We start from the raw sequence: 14,107 nt of genomic DNA, 5'->3' as shown, positions 1-14,107 counted from the left end.
TGTTTCGGAGGGTGGCTGATCTCAGGCGAGAACGGTCTGCAGCCGGGTCAGTTCGCCGATCTGGGCCATCGTCGCCTCATAGCCGAGCTGGATCGCCTCGTCGGCGCGATGGAATTCGGTGAGGCCGATATGGCTGAGTTTGGGCTGCAGCGACATGTCTGGCGGATCGCCCGCCAGCCTGGCGCGCGAGATGCGGTCCTGGATGATGTTGAAAGCCTCGACCATGACGCCGGTGATGCCGAGGCGGGTCTGATGCGACTGGTGCTCGGTGCCAACATGGCCGGCGCGCGGCGCGTCCTTTTCGACAACCAGTTCGCCGGCGCTGTGTTTGATCACGGCGGCGCGGCCGAACAGGTCGTAGTGAAGGTTGACCGCCACGACGAGCGGCTGCTCGTAAGCGCGGCAAACCGATACCGGAACCGGATTGACCAGCGCGCCGTCGACCAGCATGCGGCCGTTGCAATTCACCGGCTCGAACACGCCAGGCAATGCGTAGGACGCGCGCATGGCCGTGATCAGTGAGCCGTGCGACAGCCAGATCTCGTGGCCAGTGCGGATTTCCGATGCGACGCTGACGAAGGGTTTTGGCAGGTCCTCGAAACGGACGCCGGCCACATGCTCGCGCAGACGGGCATCGAGTTTCAAGCCGCCGAACAGGCCGCTGCCGCGCAGATTGAGATCGAGCAGGCCGAAAATGCGCCGCTTGGTGAGGCTGCGGGCGAACTCTTCCAGCTCATCCAGTTTGCCGGCGAGATAACAGCCGCCGACCAGCGCGCCGATCGAGGTGCCGGCGATCATCGAAACTTCGATGCCGGCTTCATCGAGCGCGCGCAGCACGCCGATATGAGCCCAGCCTCTTGCGCAACCGCCGCCTAAAGCGAGCGAAATGCCTGTTTTCTTGGGAGATTTCGTTTCGGACGCGCCGCCGGAAGAGGTCAGGCCGTTGGCCTCCCTGACATCTGGTCTGTTTCGCAATGACGCCCACTCGAGCATCATGATCTCCCTTGTCCCAAGACTAATATACGGACAGGCCGTATCGAAATGATGAATCCGTGTGGTTGGCGTGAGGCAGATGGTTCAAGACGATGGCTTCCGATACGTGAATTCCGCATCGAACAGCGGCTTGCTGCCGTCGTCAACAAGTGTCCCCTTGCCGTCGACGAGCCCCACCGTCCGATAAAAGCAAGAACGCCGGCCGGTGTGACAGGTTGCGTCGTGGCCCAACACTTTGACGCGCAGCCACAATGCATCCTGATCGCAGTCGGTGCGCATCTCGACGACATGCTGGAAATTGCCCGAGGTTTCGCCCTTCTTCCAAAGCGCGTTGCGCGAGCGCGACCAGTAGTGGGCGATGCCGGTTTCCAGTGTCAGCGCCAAGGCTTGCGCATTCATATGCGCGACCATCAGCAGCATGCCGTCTTGGGCATCGGTGACGACGACGGTGACAAGGCCGGCGGCGTCGAAGCGCGGCGAAAACACCGCGCCTTCCTCCAGGGCTTTCTTGTCTGATGGAGTTTTGGGAAATTCCAGTGCCGACATCGTCGGTGTTTCTTCCTGTTTGACCAGATCTCTGGACAAAACGTTTTCGTTTGTCCGCGAAAACCCGTCCGCGTTTTTCGGGATCATGGCCTAGCGATATCGGCCTAGACGTTATGCCCCGCCGCCGCGAACCATGGTGACGAAACGAACCTGCTCCTCGGGCGTGTCCTTGAAAACGCCGGTGAAGGTGGAGGTGAGCGTGGTGGAGCCCTGCTTGCGGATGCCGCGCATGGCCATGCACATGTGCTCGGCCTCGATCATGACGGCGACGCCGCGCGGATTGAGCACATCCTGGATGACGCCGGCGATCTGCGCGGTCAGCGCTTCCTGCGTCTGCAGGCGATGGGCGAAGATATCGACGACGCGCGCGATCTTGGACAGGCCGACGACCTTGCCATCCGGCAGATAACCGACATGCGCCTTGCCGATGATCGGCACCATGTGGTGCTCGCAATGCGAATGGAACTGGATATCCTTGACGATGACGAGATCGTCGTAGCCGGCGACCTCCTCGAAGGTGCGGCCGAGCTCATCGGCCGGGCACATGTCATAGCCACCGAACATTTCGCGGTAGGCCTTGGCCACGCGCTTGGGTGTGTCGATCAGCCCCTCGCGGTCCGGATTGTCGCCGGTCCAGCGCAGCAATGTCCGCACGGCGGCCTCGACCTCGGCCTCGCTCGGCCGGTCGGTGACCGGCTTTTCCATGTAGGCGGCCTGGGGCATGAGTTTCTTGATGACGGCATCCATAAAAGGCGTCTCCCGTAGTTCCTCTCCAAGGAGGAACGAGTTGAACGGACCACGACCTTTCGGTGTCGGAAACTCGCCCCGTTTCCAGCCCCGTAAGCGGCGTGAACTTCCCGGCCAGGACAGCGGCGCTCATCGCCTTGTCGTTACCGGACTGCCAGCATTATATATGGTCGTAGCGAGTGAAAGGAAGACGCAGCAGCGGCAATCGCTGTTCGCTTGGCGGCGACGGATTGGAAAATAATGATCAACGATGTCTACAACGCGAAAATTCTCGGTTTTGCCGGAAACATCGCCCGCATCGGCCGGCTCGACCATCCGGACGCGACCGCCAAGGCGCATTCCAAGCTGTGCGGTTCGACCGTTACCGTCGATCTCAAGATGGAGAATGGCATGGTCACCGACTTTGCCCATGACGTGAAGGCCTGCGCGCTCGGCCAGGCGTCGTCCTCGATCATGGCGCAGCATGTCGTCGGCGCGAGCGCCGAGGAATTGCGCACGGTGCGCGACGCCATGCTGAAGATGCTGAAAGAGAATGGCGCGCCGCCGGAAGGGCGCTTCGCCGACCTCAAATATTTGGAGCCGGTGCGCGACTACAAGGCACGGCATGCCTCGACCATGCTGACCTTTGACGCCGTGGTCGACGCCATCGGCCAAATCGAGAAGAAGCGCGCCGAGCAGGCGGCCTGATCTTGGAATTTCCCGTTCTGACGATGCGCGGACTTCGCGGCAGCCCGCGACACCGACCCTTCCATGGCCTGGTGTTCGTCTGGGGCCTTGCCGGCGCACTCATGTCGGGCTGCGGCTCGAGCCGGGCCGACGTGGCAGTCACGCGGGATATCCACGACTATCTCATGAAGGCTATCCAGACCTGTTGGGCAGTGCCTGCAAATGCCACGAGTGTTGCACGCGTCCGGATCAGCCTGAACAAGGACGGCTCGCTCGCCGGTCCGCCAAAAATCCTCGGTCCTGTCACACCACAGCCGGACAAGGTCGCCGAGGCTGCCGTCCGGGCCATCACGCGTTGCGCGCCGTTTCCCGGCCTGACGTCCTATGCGGCTCACTACGATCTGTGGCGCGATGTCGTTCTCACATTCCACCCGGCAGAGGACACGTCGGATAAACCCTTGGGCGTCGATGCGAAGGATCTCGAAAAACTCCTGGGACAATAACGCAAGAAGCCGGATTAGCCGGGCTAGGCAATCGGCTCAATTCGTCGCTTCCTGCGCCCGCCTGCTTTTGGCGAATTCACTTCTCACCCAGTCGGCAAAAGCCTTGGCCGGCTCTGGCAGATTTTTCAAACTCCGGGCCACCAGCCAATAGGCACCCGATGCGACGTTGATATCGAACGGCTTGACCAGCGCGCCGGTCTTGAGTTCTTCGCCGACCTGCAAGAGATCGCCCAACGCCACGCCATGTCCGAGCAGGGCGGCCTGCTTTGAGAGCGATATATCCGCCAGCATAGGCCCCCGCGCGGGCACGGCATCGGCGGGCACGCCGGCGGCTTCGAACCAGCGCGTCCAGCCCTGGCGATTTTCCTCATGCAAAAGTGTGTAGCGGGCAAGGTCGATCGGCTTATCGAGGGGAGGGCCCGAGGCGAGCAGCGCCGGCGACAAAACCGGTGAATCGACCGTGGAGGCAAGCCGCTCCGCCTGGCTGCGGGGCCAGGAGGTCGTCTTTGCGCTGAAGCGCAAGGCAAGCTCGGGTTGATCGCTGCGGAATTCGATCAGCCTGGCATCGACTTCGAGGGACACGTCGATATCGGGCCGCAACTGGCGAAACCGATTGAGCCGGGGCACCAGCCAGACGGAGGCAAGCGACGGCTCGACGCTGACACGAACCACGGACTGCGCTGGGGCTGCCACCAATTTCGAAAGCAGTTTGTCGATGTCGTCGAAACTCCTGACCAATTGGGCGAGCAGCCGGCGGCCGGTGTCGGTCAGTTCGACGCGGCGATGGTGACGTTCGAACAAGGGCTGGCACAGGAAGGTTTCAAGCTCGCGGATCTGGCGGCTGATCGCCGCCTGGGAAACGAAAAGCTCCTCTGCGGCCTTGCTGAAGCTCAGGTGCCGGCCCGCTGCCTCGAAACTCCTCAATGCCGTCAACGGCAGCCGCCCGCGCTTCATTCGCATAACCCAGGATTATCCGAAGTGGAAATTATACTCGTTTGAAGGCCAAGGCCAGCGGCGGTCTAATCGCGTCAAAGGAGACCGACCATGATCCAGTTCCTGAGCATCCTTGGCGATGTGATGCGGATCGCAACGTTCCAATGGCGTGACGAAAGACACCACGCAAAGTGCGGCGAGGGGCCTGTCGGCCATGGCCGCTGGGCGCCTCCGGCTGACAGGCTGCCGTCTCGTCGCTCCCGCCCATGACGGCCCCGGGGACAAGGGGCGGGGATTGCGTTCTCCCGACGAAGCTCACATCTATCGCAGGGGAAACGCGATACGGAGACCGCGGTGCACGACCCGCACGGGCATGCCCATACTGTCAGACCGCCGGAGCGCGGGCGCAACTGGCCCGGTCCGTGGCGCAAGACGCCTGGCCGTCTCGTCGGCACGTCGCTTGTGCGCCTCTACCAGCTGACGCTTTCCGGCTTTGTCGGCAATTCCTGCCGGCATTTGCCGACCTGTTCCGAATACGCGCATGAGGCGATCGCCCGCCACGGCCTGTGGGCCGGCGGCTGGATGGGGTTTTTCAGGGTGCTGCGCTGCGGGCCGTTCGGCACGCACGGCATAGATTTGGTTCCGGAAGTGCTGGCGGACCGTTATGTCTGGTTCATGCCCTGGCGCTATTGGCGGATCGGCCGCAAGCGCGCCGAAACGGGTGCATAACTGAGCCGCCCACACCTCTGGCGGCGCTGCATGTTTACGATCCGGTAGGGTTAACGCCAGCCTGCACAACAACTGCGCATTTGAGACAAAATCGAGACAAGAGACCTCGCTAAGCCCGCTCGCGAACACCCTTCTGGAGCGAGCATCAATGCGTAACATCGACCGTCTGCCCTTTATCCTGGCCGGAGTCCTCTTCCTGCTCGCCTGGCTGCTGGGGTTCCCGATGCGCGCGCAATCGGCGCCGCTTGGGGACGTGCAGTGCACGCTGGTTGCCGATGCGGCGAGCGGCAAGGTGCTTTATCAGGACGGCACCTGCGACCAGCGGTTCAGCCCGGCCTCGACGTTCAAGGTGCCGCTTTCGCTGATCGGCTATGACGCCGGCATCCTGAGCGACGAGCACACGCCGAGCTGGGACTACAAACCCGAGTTCGCGGCCGTGAAGCGGGACCAGAAGACCGTCGACCCGACGATCTGGGAAAAGGATTCGATCCTCTGGTATTCGCGTGAAATCACTCGCAAGCTTGGACCGGAGAGCTTTGCCGGCTATGTTTCGAAACTCGACTATGGCAACAAAGACGTTTCCGGCAATCCCGGCAAGAATGACGGGCTCACCCATTCCTGGGTCAACTCCTCGCTCAAGATCACGCCGGTCGAGCAGGTCGATTTCCTGCGCAAGCTGCTGGCGCGCAAATTGCCGGTCTCGGCCAAGGCCTACGACATGACGTCGGCCATCATCCCGACGTTCCAGGCCGGAGGCTGGACGGTGCAAGGCAAGACCGGCAGCACAAGGCTGGCCAATGATGCCGGCAAGATCAGGGACAAGCGTTCGCTCGGCTGGTTCGTCGGCTGGGCGAAAAAGGACGGCCAGCAGATCGTCTTTGCCCGCCTTGTTGTCGATGCCACCCGCACCGATATGCCAAAAGGCCTCAAGACGCGGGCGGCGTTTCTGAAAGACCTGCCGTTGCTGGTGAAATAGTTCGCTCAGATGCTCCGGCGCGCGCGGATGATGTGGCCGCCGGAATTGTTCGTCATTCCCTTCGGAGCCTCGGAAAAACGGACGGCGATATGGCCGCTCTCGATATCTTCAATCTCGTCGAAGCCGAGTTCCCCCATGGATTTCATCAGCTCGGCCGGCACGAAGAAGCTGATCCATGGCTCCCCGACAGACGCGACGCGCGCCGCATGCAAGGCCAGCGCCGCCTGTCCCGCCGCGCCGCGGTTCGCAGCCGGTTCGCTGTAGTCGAACACGACCTCCGAGCCGGGGACACTCGCTATCCAGGACAAGGTCTTGAAGATCGCTTCCTTCGTCAGGTAGGGAACGACCCCCAGCCAGATGAAGAAGCTCGGCGCGGTCGACTGCAAACCGGCCGCGGCCAGTTCCGCAGACAGGCTTTGCCGCTCGAAATCGACCGGCACGAATCTGGTGGCGGCTGGCTCGGCGAGACCGTTGTCGGCAATGCATTTGCGTTTCCAGGCTTGCGTGGCCGGGTGATCGACTTCGAACACACTGAGGTCCCGATACGGATTGCGCAGCGAAAACGTATCGAGGCCGGCGCCAAGCACGACGAGTTGGCGGACACCGCGACGCACTGCCGCCGCCAGCCAGTCCTCGGCGAAGCGGGCGCGCGCTGCCACGAACAGGCGCATGCGCCGGCGGCGCTCGTCTTCCTGTTCAAGCTCGCGCGCCCCGGGAGCGGCTTCACCCAGAATCGCGATCGCGTAGGGATCGCGAAACAACCCTGCCTGCGGTGAAAATTGATGCAGTGCCCTCATGCGGGCGACGCCAAGGGCGGTTCGGCTGGGTGTCGCGTTTTCCATATCGACAATTCCAGACGATTGCGGGGATGTTCGCAAGCCTGGGCGGAGGGCTGCGACAACACTGCCGACATTTCCTGACGGCTGGCCAGTCGGCACTCTTTACCTGGCCCGGCACTGCCTCTAAAACCCGCGCGCTGCCGTTTGTCCATGTCATTGGCGCATCCGGCCTTATCTTGTGTATGTCGTAACCCCAGGACCGTCACACATTTTTGGGTGACATGCATTTCAACCACCCGCGCTCGTTTGCGGGACTGGATAGGAGAACCATATGCTGAATTCCGTTTCCCTGACATTTCCCGATGGCTCCGTCCGCGACTACGACGCGGCGATGACCGGTGCCGGCCTTGCCGAATCGATCTCGAAGTCGCTGGCCAAGAAGGCCGTCGCCTACGCCATTGACGGCACCGTGCGCGACCTCGCGGACCCGCTCGGCAAGTCCGGCAAGGTCGAGATCATCACCCGCGACGATGCGCGCGCTCTCGAGCTTATCCGCCACGACACAGCGCACGTGCTGGCGGAAGCCGTGCAGGAATTGTGGCCGGGAACGCAGGTGACCATCGGTCCGGTGATCGAGAACGGATTCTATTACGACTTCGCTCGTAACGAGCCGTTCACGCCGGACGATTTCCCGGTGATCGAGAAGAAGATGCGCGAGATCATCGCGCGCAACAAGCCGTTCACCAAGGAAGTCTGGTCGCGCGACAAGGCGAAAAAGGTCTTCGCCGACAAGGGCGAGCGCTACAAGCTGGAACTGATCGACGCCATCGCCGAGGATCAGGACCTCAAGATCTATGCCCAGGGCGACTGGTTCGACCTCTGCCGTGGCCCGCACATGGCCTCGACCGGCCAGATCGGCAACGCCTTCAAGCTGATGAAGGTGGCCGGTGCCTATTGGCGCGGCGATTCGAACAACCCGATGCTGACGCGCATCTACGGCACGGCCTGGGCCGACCAGGCGCAGCTCGAAGCCTACCAGACGATGCTGGAGGAGGCCGAGAAGCGAGACCACCGCAAGCTCGGGCGGGAGATGGATCTCTTCCATTTCCAGGAAGAGGGGCCGGGCGTCGTCTTCTGGCACGCCAAGGGCTGGAAGATGTTCCAGAACCTGGTCAACTACATGCGCCGCCGCCTCGACGAGCAGGGCTACCAGGAGGTCAACGCGCCGCAGGTGCTCGACAAGAGCCTGTGGGAAACGTCAGGCCATTGGGGCTGGTATCGCGACGCCATGTTCAAGGTGACCGTCGCCGGCGACGATACCGACGACGACCGCGTCTTCGCACTGAAGCCGATGAACTGCCCTGGCCACGTGCAGATTTTCAAGCATGGGTTGAAGTCTTATCGCGATCTGCCCGTAAAACTTGCGGAATTCGGCAATGTGCATCGCTACGAACCGTCGGGCGCACTGCATGGGCTGATGCGTGTGCGCGGCTTCACGCAGGATGATGCGCATATCTTCTGCACCGAGGAGCAGCTGGCGTCGGAATGCCTGCGCATCAACGATTTGATCCTGTCGACCTATGCCGATTTCGGTTTCGACGAAATCAGCGTCAAGCTGTCGACACGGCCGGACAAGCGCGTCGGCACCGACGAGGCCTGGGATCATGCCGAGGCGATCATGGGCAGCGTGCTGGAGACGATCAGGACGCGGTCCGGCAACCGGATCAGGACCTCGATCAATCCGGGCGAGGGCGCCTTCTATGGTCCGAAGTTCGAATATGTGTTGAAGGACGCCATCGGCCGCGAATGGCAATGCGGCACCACGCAGGTCGACTTCAACCTGCCGGAACGCTTTGGCGCCTTCTATATTGGCTCGGATTCGGAGAAGAAGCAGCCGGTCATGGTGCACCGCGCCATCTGCGGTTCGATGGAGCGTTTCCTCGGCATCCTGATCGAGAATTATTCCGGCCATTTCCCGCTGTGGTTCGCGCCGCTGCAGGTGGTGGTGGCAACGATCACATCGGAGGCGGACAGCTACGCGACCGAGGTGGTGGCAAGGCTGAAGGCCGCCGGTCTGCTGGCGGAAGCCGATCTACGCAACGAGAAGATCAACTACAAGGTCCGCGAACACTCGCTGGCCAAGGTGCCGGTCATCCTCGTGTGCGGCAAACGCGAGGCGGAGGAACAGACGGTCAACATCCGCCGGCTCGGCTCGCGCGACCAGGAATCGCTTGGCCTTGCCGAGGCGATCGCGCAACTGACCGAAGAGGCCGTTACGCCGGACCGCAGGCGCAAGCGCGCGGCCTGATCCGATAGTTCCCAGGAATGGCGGTGGAGCGATCCACCGCCATTTTCATATCCCTGTCACGCCAACCTTGTAACGAGCCCTCATGCTCAAGCTGAAGACGCGCGAAAAACCGTTTCCCGAGCTTTCCTATGCAAATCCGCGACAGCCGGCGCTGACGCGCTGGGTCATCCATTCCATTGAAGGCCTGTCAGGGCGCGACCGCTATGCCGCGCTCTATGATTTCTGGCGCCGCCAGGTGGTGCCGTCAGGCGAGCGCGTGTTCAGCCGCATGCTCGACCTGATCGATGTGCGGATACGCACCGCCGACCAATGGCCGCCCGCGCCATTGCCGGACACACCGCTGGTGATCGTGGCCAACCATCCGTTCGGCATTGGCGACGGCATTGCCGTGCTGTCGCTGGCGGAGCAGTTGGGGCGGCCGTTCCGGGTGATGATCCACAAGGATCTGCTCAAGATCCGCGAGATGGAGCCCTATTCGCTGCCGATCGACTTTTCCGAGACCAAGGAAGCGCTGAAGAACAACATGGCCGTGCGCCACGAGGCGGTGCGGCTGCTGAAGGAGGGTGTCACCATCGTGGTGTTCCCCGCGGGTGGCGTCGCCACCGCGCCGAAAGGCTTTGGCCGGGCGCGCGACCTGCCGTGGAAGATGTTCCCGGCGCGTCTGGTGCAGGATGCCAAGGCGTCCGTCATTCCGATGCATTTTTCCGGACAGAACGGCAGGCTATTCCATCTGGTCAGCGGGCCGATGAACATGGCCGAGCGCGATGGCCGCGTGGCCAAATTCGTCGGCAAGGCTTCGCTGACGCTGCGCCTTTCGATGCTCATCCACGAATTCGCGCGGCTGTCCGGCAAGGCGATCGACGTGCGCGTCGGTGACGTTCTTAGCTGGAGCGAACTGGAGCCGCTGCGCGACCGCAAGGCATTGCTCGACCGGCTTTACCGCGGTGTGTTCGACCTGGCGCCGCAGGTGCCGCGCCGCCGGATTCCCTTTCTGCCTGCGCGGACCAAGCTGGCCGCCTGAAAGCTGGAGAATTCGCAGCGCAGCCTAGTCCGCGCCTTCTTCGGGGTCCATGGCCGCTGCTTCGGTCGCCAGAACCTCGATTTCCTGGTTTTGCCCGGCCACGACCGTGAAATCCTTCTGGTAGATGCGGTCACGGTTCTTGGCGATGATGGTGTAGTCACCCTCGGCAAGCACCATCGAGGCGAAGGCGCCGACGGTCTCCTTGATCGGATCGCCGGATTCGTTGAGCAGCGACCATGACGTGTCGGCGATGGCCTCGCCGCCGGCTTCGCGCACTAGCTTCATGGTGATCTCGGCGGCGTGATGCTCGACGGTGGCTTCGGTCAGCTTGCCGGCCTCGACGCGGATGTCGGAGCGGATCACCGCGTTGACCGCACCGTAGGTCGAGACGACATGGTAGATGCCGGCATTGAGCCGCACGACGCTGTTTGGTTCGACATCGGGAATGATCAGCGCGCGGTCGCCATTGGCTTTGGCGGTGCCTTCATAGATCGAGAAGCGCAGTTTTTTCGGGGGAATTCGTACGCCGCCGGACAGGACCGCGTCGAGCTTCAAGCCGCCGGCGTCGAGCACGAGGCTTTCCCGCTTGGCTTCCTTGCCGACAGTGATGCGCTTGGTGGCGCCGGCGCGGCCATAGGAGGCATGGACCAGATAGCTGCCGGGTTCGAGCTGGAAGACGGCGCTGCCGCCATGCGCTGAGGCGACCATCGGCAATTTGCCGTTGACGGCTTCGGGCCTGAAGACACGCCAGACGAGGCCGCGGGTGATATCGGTGCCCTTGTCGGTCAACTGGGCCGACAAAGTGATGGCGCCACCCCCGCCAAGCGCCAGCGGGGCTTCGCTCTTGGGCGTCGCGTAGCTCGAAATTCCGGGGAGCTTCAGGTCGCCCACGCCGTCCTTTTCCTGCGCAGCAGCCAGGGAGACCGGCAGCAGGAACAGCGCGGCGCAGAGCCAGACCAGGAAAAGACGCAGTCGCCCCTCAAACATGCCTTGCGTTGAAGCCCATGGCGGTGGCAATTTCAAGGCTTAAGAGTCCGATCGATAGACTCTTCAGCCCGGCGCTTGCGCGCCTTTGCCCGAGCCGCCCGAATCCCCGATGGTGCGCTTCAGCTCAAAACCGAGAGTTCAGGAGACTTGCGCCCATGACGTCGCCGATCATCGACTTCCTGCTGACCCGAAATTCAGCGCCGATTCCGGACCTGAAGGAGCCGGCGCCGAGCGACGCCGATATCGCAACGATGATCGCCGCCGCCACACGCGTGCCTGACCATGGCCGGCTCGAACCCTGGCGCTTCATCCTGTATCGCGGCGATGCCCGCATCGAGATCGGCAGGAAGCTGGCGGCGCTTGCCGAACAGCGGGAAGGGCCGCTGCCCGAGGGCCGCCGCAACCAGGAACTGGCGCGTTTTTCCCGCGCGCCGCTGGTGATCGGCGTGGTGTCGGTGCCGAAAGAGAACCCCAAGATCCCGCAATGGGAGATGTTCCTGTCCGGCGGCATGGCGGCGATGAACCTGATGATCGCAGCCAACGCGCTGGGCTATGGCACAAACATGATCAGCAACTGGTATTCCGACGTGCCGGAGGGCAGGGCGATCCTTGGACTGGCGCCGCAGGAGCGCGTCGTCGGTTTCATCCATATCGGTTCCTATGCCGGCCCGGCGCCGGAGCGGCCACGGCCCGATCCGGCAAAGCTCTATGCCGACTACTCAGGAGCCTGGGCAGGCTGAATGTTTTACGAGCCGTCCAAGGGGCACGGGCTGCCGCACAATCCGTCGAAGGCGATCGTGGCGCCGCGGCCGATCGGCTGGATATCGACGCTGAACGGGGCAGGCGAGATCAACCTGGCGCCATACTCCTTCTTCAATGCCGTTTCGACGCGGCCCTTCATCGTCTGGTTCTCCTCGGAGGGCGAGAAGGACAGCGCCACCTTTGCCCAGGAGACCGGCGAGTTCGTCGCCAATCTGGTCAGCCGCGATCTCGCGGAGAAGATGAATTATACATCCGTCAACGCGCCGCGCGGCGTCAACGAGTTCGTCTATGCCGATCTCGCCATGGCGCCTTCGCGTCTCGTGAAGCCACCGCGCGTGGCGGCCGCGCCTGCCGCGCTGGAATGCCGGGTCACGGAGGTGTTTCGCCCGAAGGCGCTGGATGGAACGCCGACGAGCGCCGTCGTTGTCGCCGGTGAGGTGGTCGGCGTGCACATTGACGACGCCTTCCTGAAAGATGGTCTGTTCGACATCACCAAGGCTGGCAATGTGGCTCGGCTCGGCTACATGGACTACGCCAGCGTCGACGAAGTCTTTTCGATGCGCCGGCCACGCTGGGGCAAGGAGTAGGTTTCTGGACCTGGCAAGTCACCGCGCCTTGTCGGCTTTCCGTCGGGCCGTCATGACGGCCCTGATATAGCCGGGTTCTCCGATCCGAATGCTGCCATCGGGAAGGCCGAGGATGCGGTCGAGAGCGATCTCGTAGAGCCTGACGCGCTTTTCCAGGACTTCGATCGCGACCTCCATATCGGCGTCGCTGCCGCCGGCGATCGCCTTGGCGACGACGTCGTGCGTGGCCAGGCCGAACTGCATGACGATGTCGGCGACACCCTCCGGATCGAAGGTCCTGAAGGTGCCGTCTTCGACACCTTGCCGGATGATCTTGACCAGCAGGGGCGAAAACGACGCGTTGGCCGCTAGGTTGATGCGGTGGAAAAGCACCAGATTCTCAGGCCGAAACATCGTTTCGAAAAGAGCCCAGGCCTCCGCCGCGGTCTCGATCTTGGCCTGCCGCGACTGGCTGAGCAGGCTGTTCAGCCGGCCAAGCGGATCGAGGTCGGGATCGTCGAGTACACCCTGGACCCCAGCCAGTGCCTGCCGAGCGAAACGGTCGGCCAAGGCTTCCAGAAGGGCCTCCTTGGAGGGGAAGTAGTGATAGAAGGCGCCCTTGGAGATTCCGGCGGAGGCAATCACGTCGTTGAGGCTCGCTCTGTCGTAACCCTGCGTCAGGAACAGGGCCTGGGCATGGTCCAGAATGTCTTCTCGCCTGAGCTCTGGATGCTTGATGACACGGGGCATGACGAAACCTTGTGCACGCGACGGCCGTTCCCGTCCAGCACGGATATCAGATAGTCCGCTTGAAATATAGACCACTGGTCGGTATGATAGACCATTGGTCTATTTTAGCCAATGCGGGCGAAGGGCATAGCGTGGAAGGTCGATCATGATCGCGAAATTGGTGCTTCAGACATTCATCTGGTTCGGCGTCATGGGCGCCTTGCTGTTCCTGTCGGCCGGAACGCTGCATTGGCCGGGGGCGTGGATCTATCTGGTGGTGATGGTGGGGCTCAGCCTCACCATGGGCGTGGCGCTGGCGCGGCGCGATCCGGGCCTGATGAACGAGCGGCTGAGCCCTCCCATCCAGAAGAATCAGACCGCGGCCGACAAGGTCCTGCTCTCCATACTTCTCATCGGCATCTTTGGCTGGCTGAGCTTCATGGGATTCGACTTCCGTTTCGGCTGGTCGGCGGCCCCCTTCTGGGCGCAGGCGGTCGGCGCGCTGGTCCTGCTGGTCGGCATCTGGATCTGCTACCTGACCATGCTGGAGAACAGTTTCGCGGCGCCCGTGGTGAAGATCCAGGACGAACGCGGACAGCGCGTGATCACCACGGGCCCCTACAGCTACGTTCGCCACCCGATGTATGCCGGCGCCATCCTCTTCTTCGCCGGCACCGCACTCCTGCTTGGGTCCTGGTGGGGGCTGGTATCGGTGCTCGTGTTCATCGTTCTCCTGGCCATGCGCACCTTCATCGAGGAGAAGACCCTTCGCACCGGCCTGCGCGGCTATGACGACTACGCAACCCGGGTCCGCTATCGCCTGATCCCGATGGTCTGGTAGCCGCCGCGTCAGGTTCGCCTC

General features: G+C 62.7%; 16 protein-coding genes. 9 read left to right on the top strand and 7 right to left on the bottom strand.

The features are described from left to right. Window positions 1-21: 21 nt before the first annotated feature. From FJ546_RS17020 to folE, 3 genes are all read right to left on the bottom strand, one after another. Window positions 22-993, bottom strand: a complete 972-nt coding sequence (locus tag FJ546_RS17020; protein WP_140890396.1) for a patatin family protein — start codon at window positions 991-993, stop codon at window positions 22-24. An 84-nt stretch (window positions 994-1,077) separates the two neighbouring features. Next, window positions 1,078-1,539, bottom strand: a complete 462-nt coding sequence (gene hisI / locus FJ546_RS17015; RefSeq protein ID WP_095773083.1) for a phosphoribosyl-AMP cyclohydrolase — start codon at window positions 1,537-1,539, stop codon at window positions 1,078-1,080. 111 nt (window positions 1,540-1,650) lie between these two features. Beyond that, window positions 1,651-2,286 (bottom strand): GTP cyclohydrolase I FolE, encoded by a 636-nt coding sequence (folE, locus tag FJ546_RS17010; protein ID WP_140890395.1) that lies wholly within the window; start codon window positions 2,284-2,286, stop codon window positions 1,651-1,653. 240 nt (window positions 2,287-2,526) lie between these two features. On the opposite strand from folE, the gene FJ546_RS17005 reads away from it, so the two are divergent. Together FJ546_RS17005 and FJ546_RS17000 are read left to right on the top strand one after the other, a co-directional pair. Next, window positions 2,527-2,973, top strand: coding sequence for an iron-sulfur cluster assembly scaffold protein (locus FJ546_RS17005; protein WP_140890394.1), 447 nt, complete (start codon window positions 2,527-2,529; stop codon window positions 2,971-2,973). Between the two features lie 2 nt (window positions 2,974-2,975). Then, a complete protein-coding gene (locus FJ546_RS17000) occupies window positions 2,976-3,455 on the top strand; it encodes a cell envelope integrity protein TolA (protein ID WP_140890393.1) in 480 nt (159 codons plus the stop codon). A 36-nt stretch (window positions 3,456-3,491) separates the two neighbouring features. Here FJ546_RS17000 and FJ546_RS16995 read toward each other — a convergent pair whose 3' ends face one another. Continuing rightward, window positions 3,492-4,409: a LysR substrate-binding domain-containing protein gene (locus tag FJ546_RS16995; RefSeq protein WP_140890392.1), complete on the bottom strand. Its 918-nt coding sequence runs from the start codon at window positions 4,407-4,409 to the stop codon at window positions 3,492-3,494. Window positions 4,410-4,742: 333 nt separating this feature from the next. On the opposite strand from FJ546_RS16995, the gene yidD reads away from it, so the two are divergent. Together yidD and blaOXA are read left to right on the top strand one after the other, a co-directional pair. After that, window positions 4,743-5,117: a membrane protein insertion efficiency factor YidD gene (gene yidD / locus FJ546_RS16990; RefSeq protein ID WP_140890391.1), complete on the top strand. Its 375-nt coding sequence runs from the start codon at window positions 4,743-4,745 to the stop codon at window positions 5,115-5,117. A gap of 148 nt (window positions 5,118-5,265) precedes the next feature. Further along, the gene (gene blaOXA, locus FJ546_RS16985; RefSeq protein WP_140890390.1) at window positions 5,266-6,093 is read left to right on the top strand and encodes a class D beta-lactamase; all 828 of its coding nucleotides are present in this window, start codon (window positions 5,266-5,268) and stop codon (window positions 6,091-6,093) included. A 5-nt stretch (window positions 6,094-6,098) separates the two neighbouring features. Here blaOXA and FJ546_RS16980 read toward each other — a convergent pair whose 3' ends face one another. Continuing rightward, window positions 6,099-6,935: an SAM-dependent methyltransferase gene (locus tag FJ546_RS16980; RefSeq protein ID WP_140890535.1), complete on the bottom strand. Its 837-nt coding sequence runs from the start codon at window positions 6,933-6,935 to the stop codon at window positions 6,099-6,101. A gap of 268 nt (window positions 6,936-7,203) precedes the next feature. Here FJ546_RS16980 and thrS point away from each other — a divergent pair, with 268 nt between their 5' ends. Beyond that, on the top strand, window positions 7,204-9,180 hold the full coding sequence (gene thrS, locus FJ546_RS16975; RefSeq protein ID WP_140890389.1) for a threonine--tRNA ligase: 1,977 nt from the start codon (window positions 7,204-7,206) through the stop codon (window positions 9,178-9,180). An 82-nt stretch (window positions 9,181-9,262) separates the two neighbouring features. After that, complete coding sequence (locus FJ546_RS16970) at window positions 9,263-10,201, top strand: GNAT family N-acetyltransferase (protein ID WP_095772806.1); 939 nt, start codon at window positions 9,263-9,265, stop codon at window positions 10,199-10,201. Window positions 10,202-10,225: 24 nt separating this feature from the next. Here FJ546_RS16970 and FJ546_RS16965 read toward each other — a convergent pair whose 3' ends face one another. Further along, window positions 10,226-11,188, bottom strand: coding sequence for a hypothetical protein (locus FJ546_RS16965; RefSeq protein ID WP_140890388.1), 963 nt, complete (start codon window positions 11,186-11,188; stop codon window positions 10,226-10,228). 155 nt (window positions 11,189-11,343) lie between these two features. Between FJ546_RS16965 and FJ546_RS16960 the strand changes: the two genes are divergently transcribed. Together FJ546_RS16960 and FJ546_RS16955 are read left to right on the top strand one after the other, a co-directional pair. Continuing rightward, entirely contained in the window at window positions 11,344-11,928 is a 585-nt protein-coding gene (locus tag FJ546_RS16960) for a nitroreductase (protein WP_140890387.1), read from the top strand. Further along, window positions 11,929-12,537, top strand: coding sequence for a flavin reductase family protein (locus FJ546_RS16955; protein WP_140890386.1), 609 nt, complete (start codon window positions 11,929-11,931; stop codon window positions 12,535-12,537). Between the two features lie 18 nt (window positions 12,538-12,555). Here the strand turns inward: FJ546_RS16955 and FJ546_RS16950 are convergent, their stop codons facing one another. Continuing rightward, window positions 12,556-13,266, bottom strand: a complete 711-nt coding sequence (locus FJ546_RS16950) for a TetR/AcrR family transcriptional regulator (protein ID WP_140890385.1) — start codon at window positions 13,264-13,266, stop codon at window positions 12,556-12,558. A 145-nt stretch (window positions 13,267-13,411) separates the two neighbouring features. Between FJ546_RS16950 and FJ546_RS16945 the strand changes: the two genes are divergently transcribed. Then, on the top strand, window positions 13,412-14,086 hold the full coding sequence (locus tag FJ546_RS16945) for an isoprenylcysteine carboxylmethyltransferase family protein (RefSeq protein ID WP_140890384.1): 675 nt from the start codon (window positions 13,412-13,414) through the stop codon (window positions 14,084-14,086). Window positions 14,087-14,107: the final 21 nt, after the last annotated feature.

The sequence above is a fragment of the Mesorhizobium sp. B2-4-19 genome (assembly GCF_006441315.1).
GTDB lineage: Bacteria > Pseudomonadota > Alphaproteobacteria > Rhizobiales > Rhizobiaceae > Mesorhizobium.
This window is presented reverse-complemented; position numbering and strand designations above follow the sequence as displayed.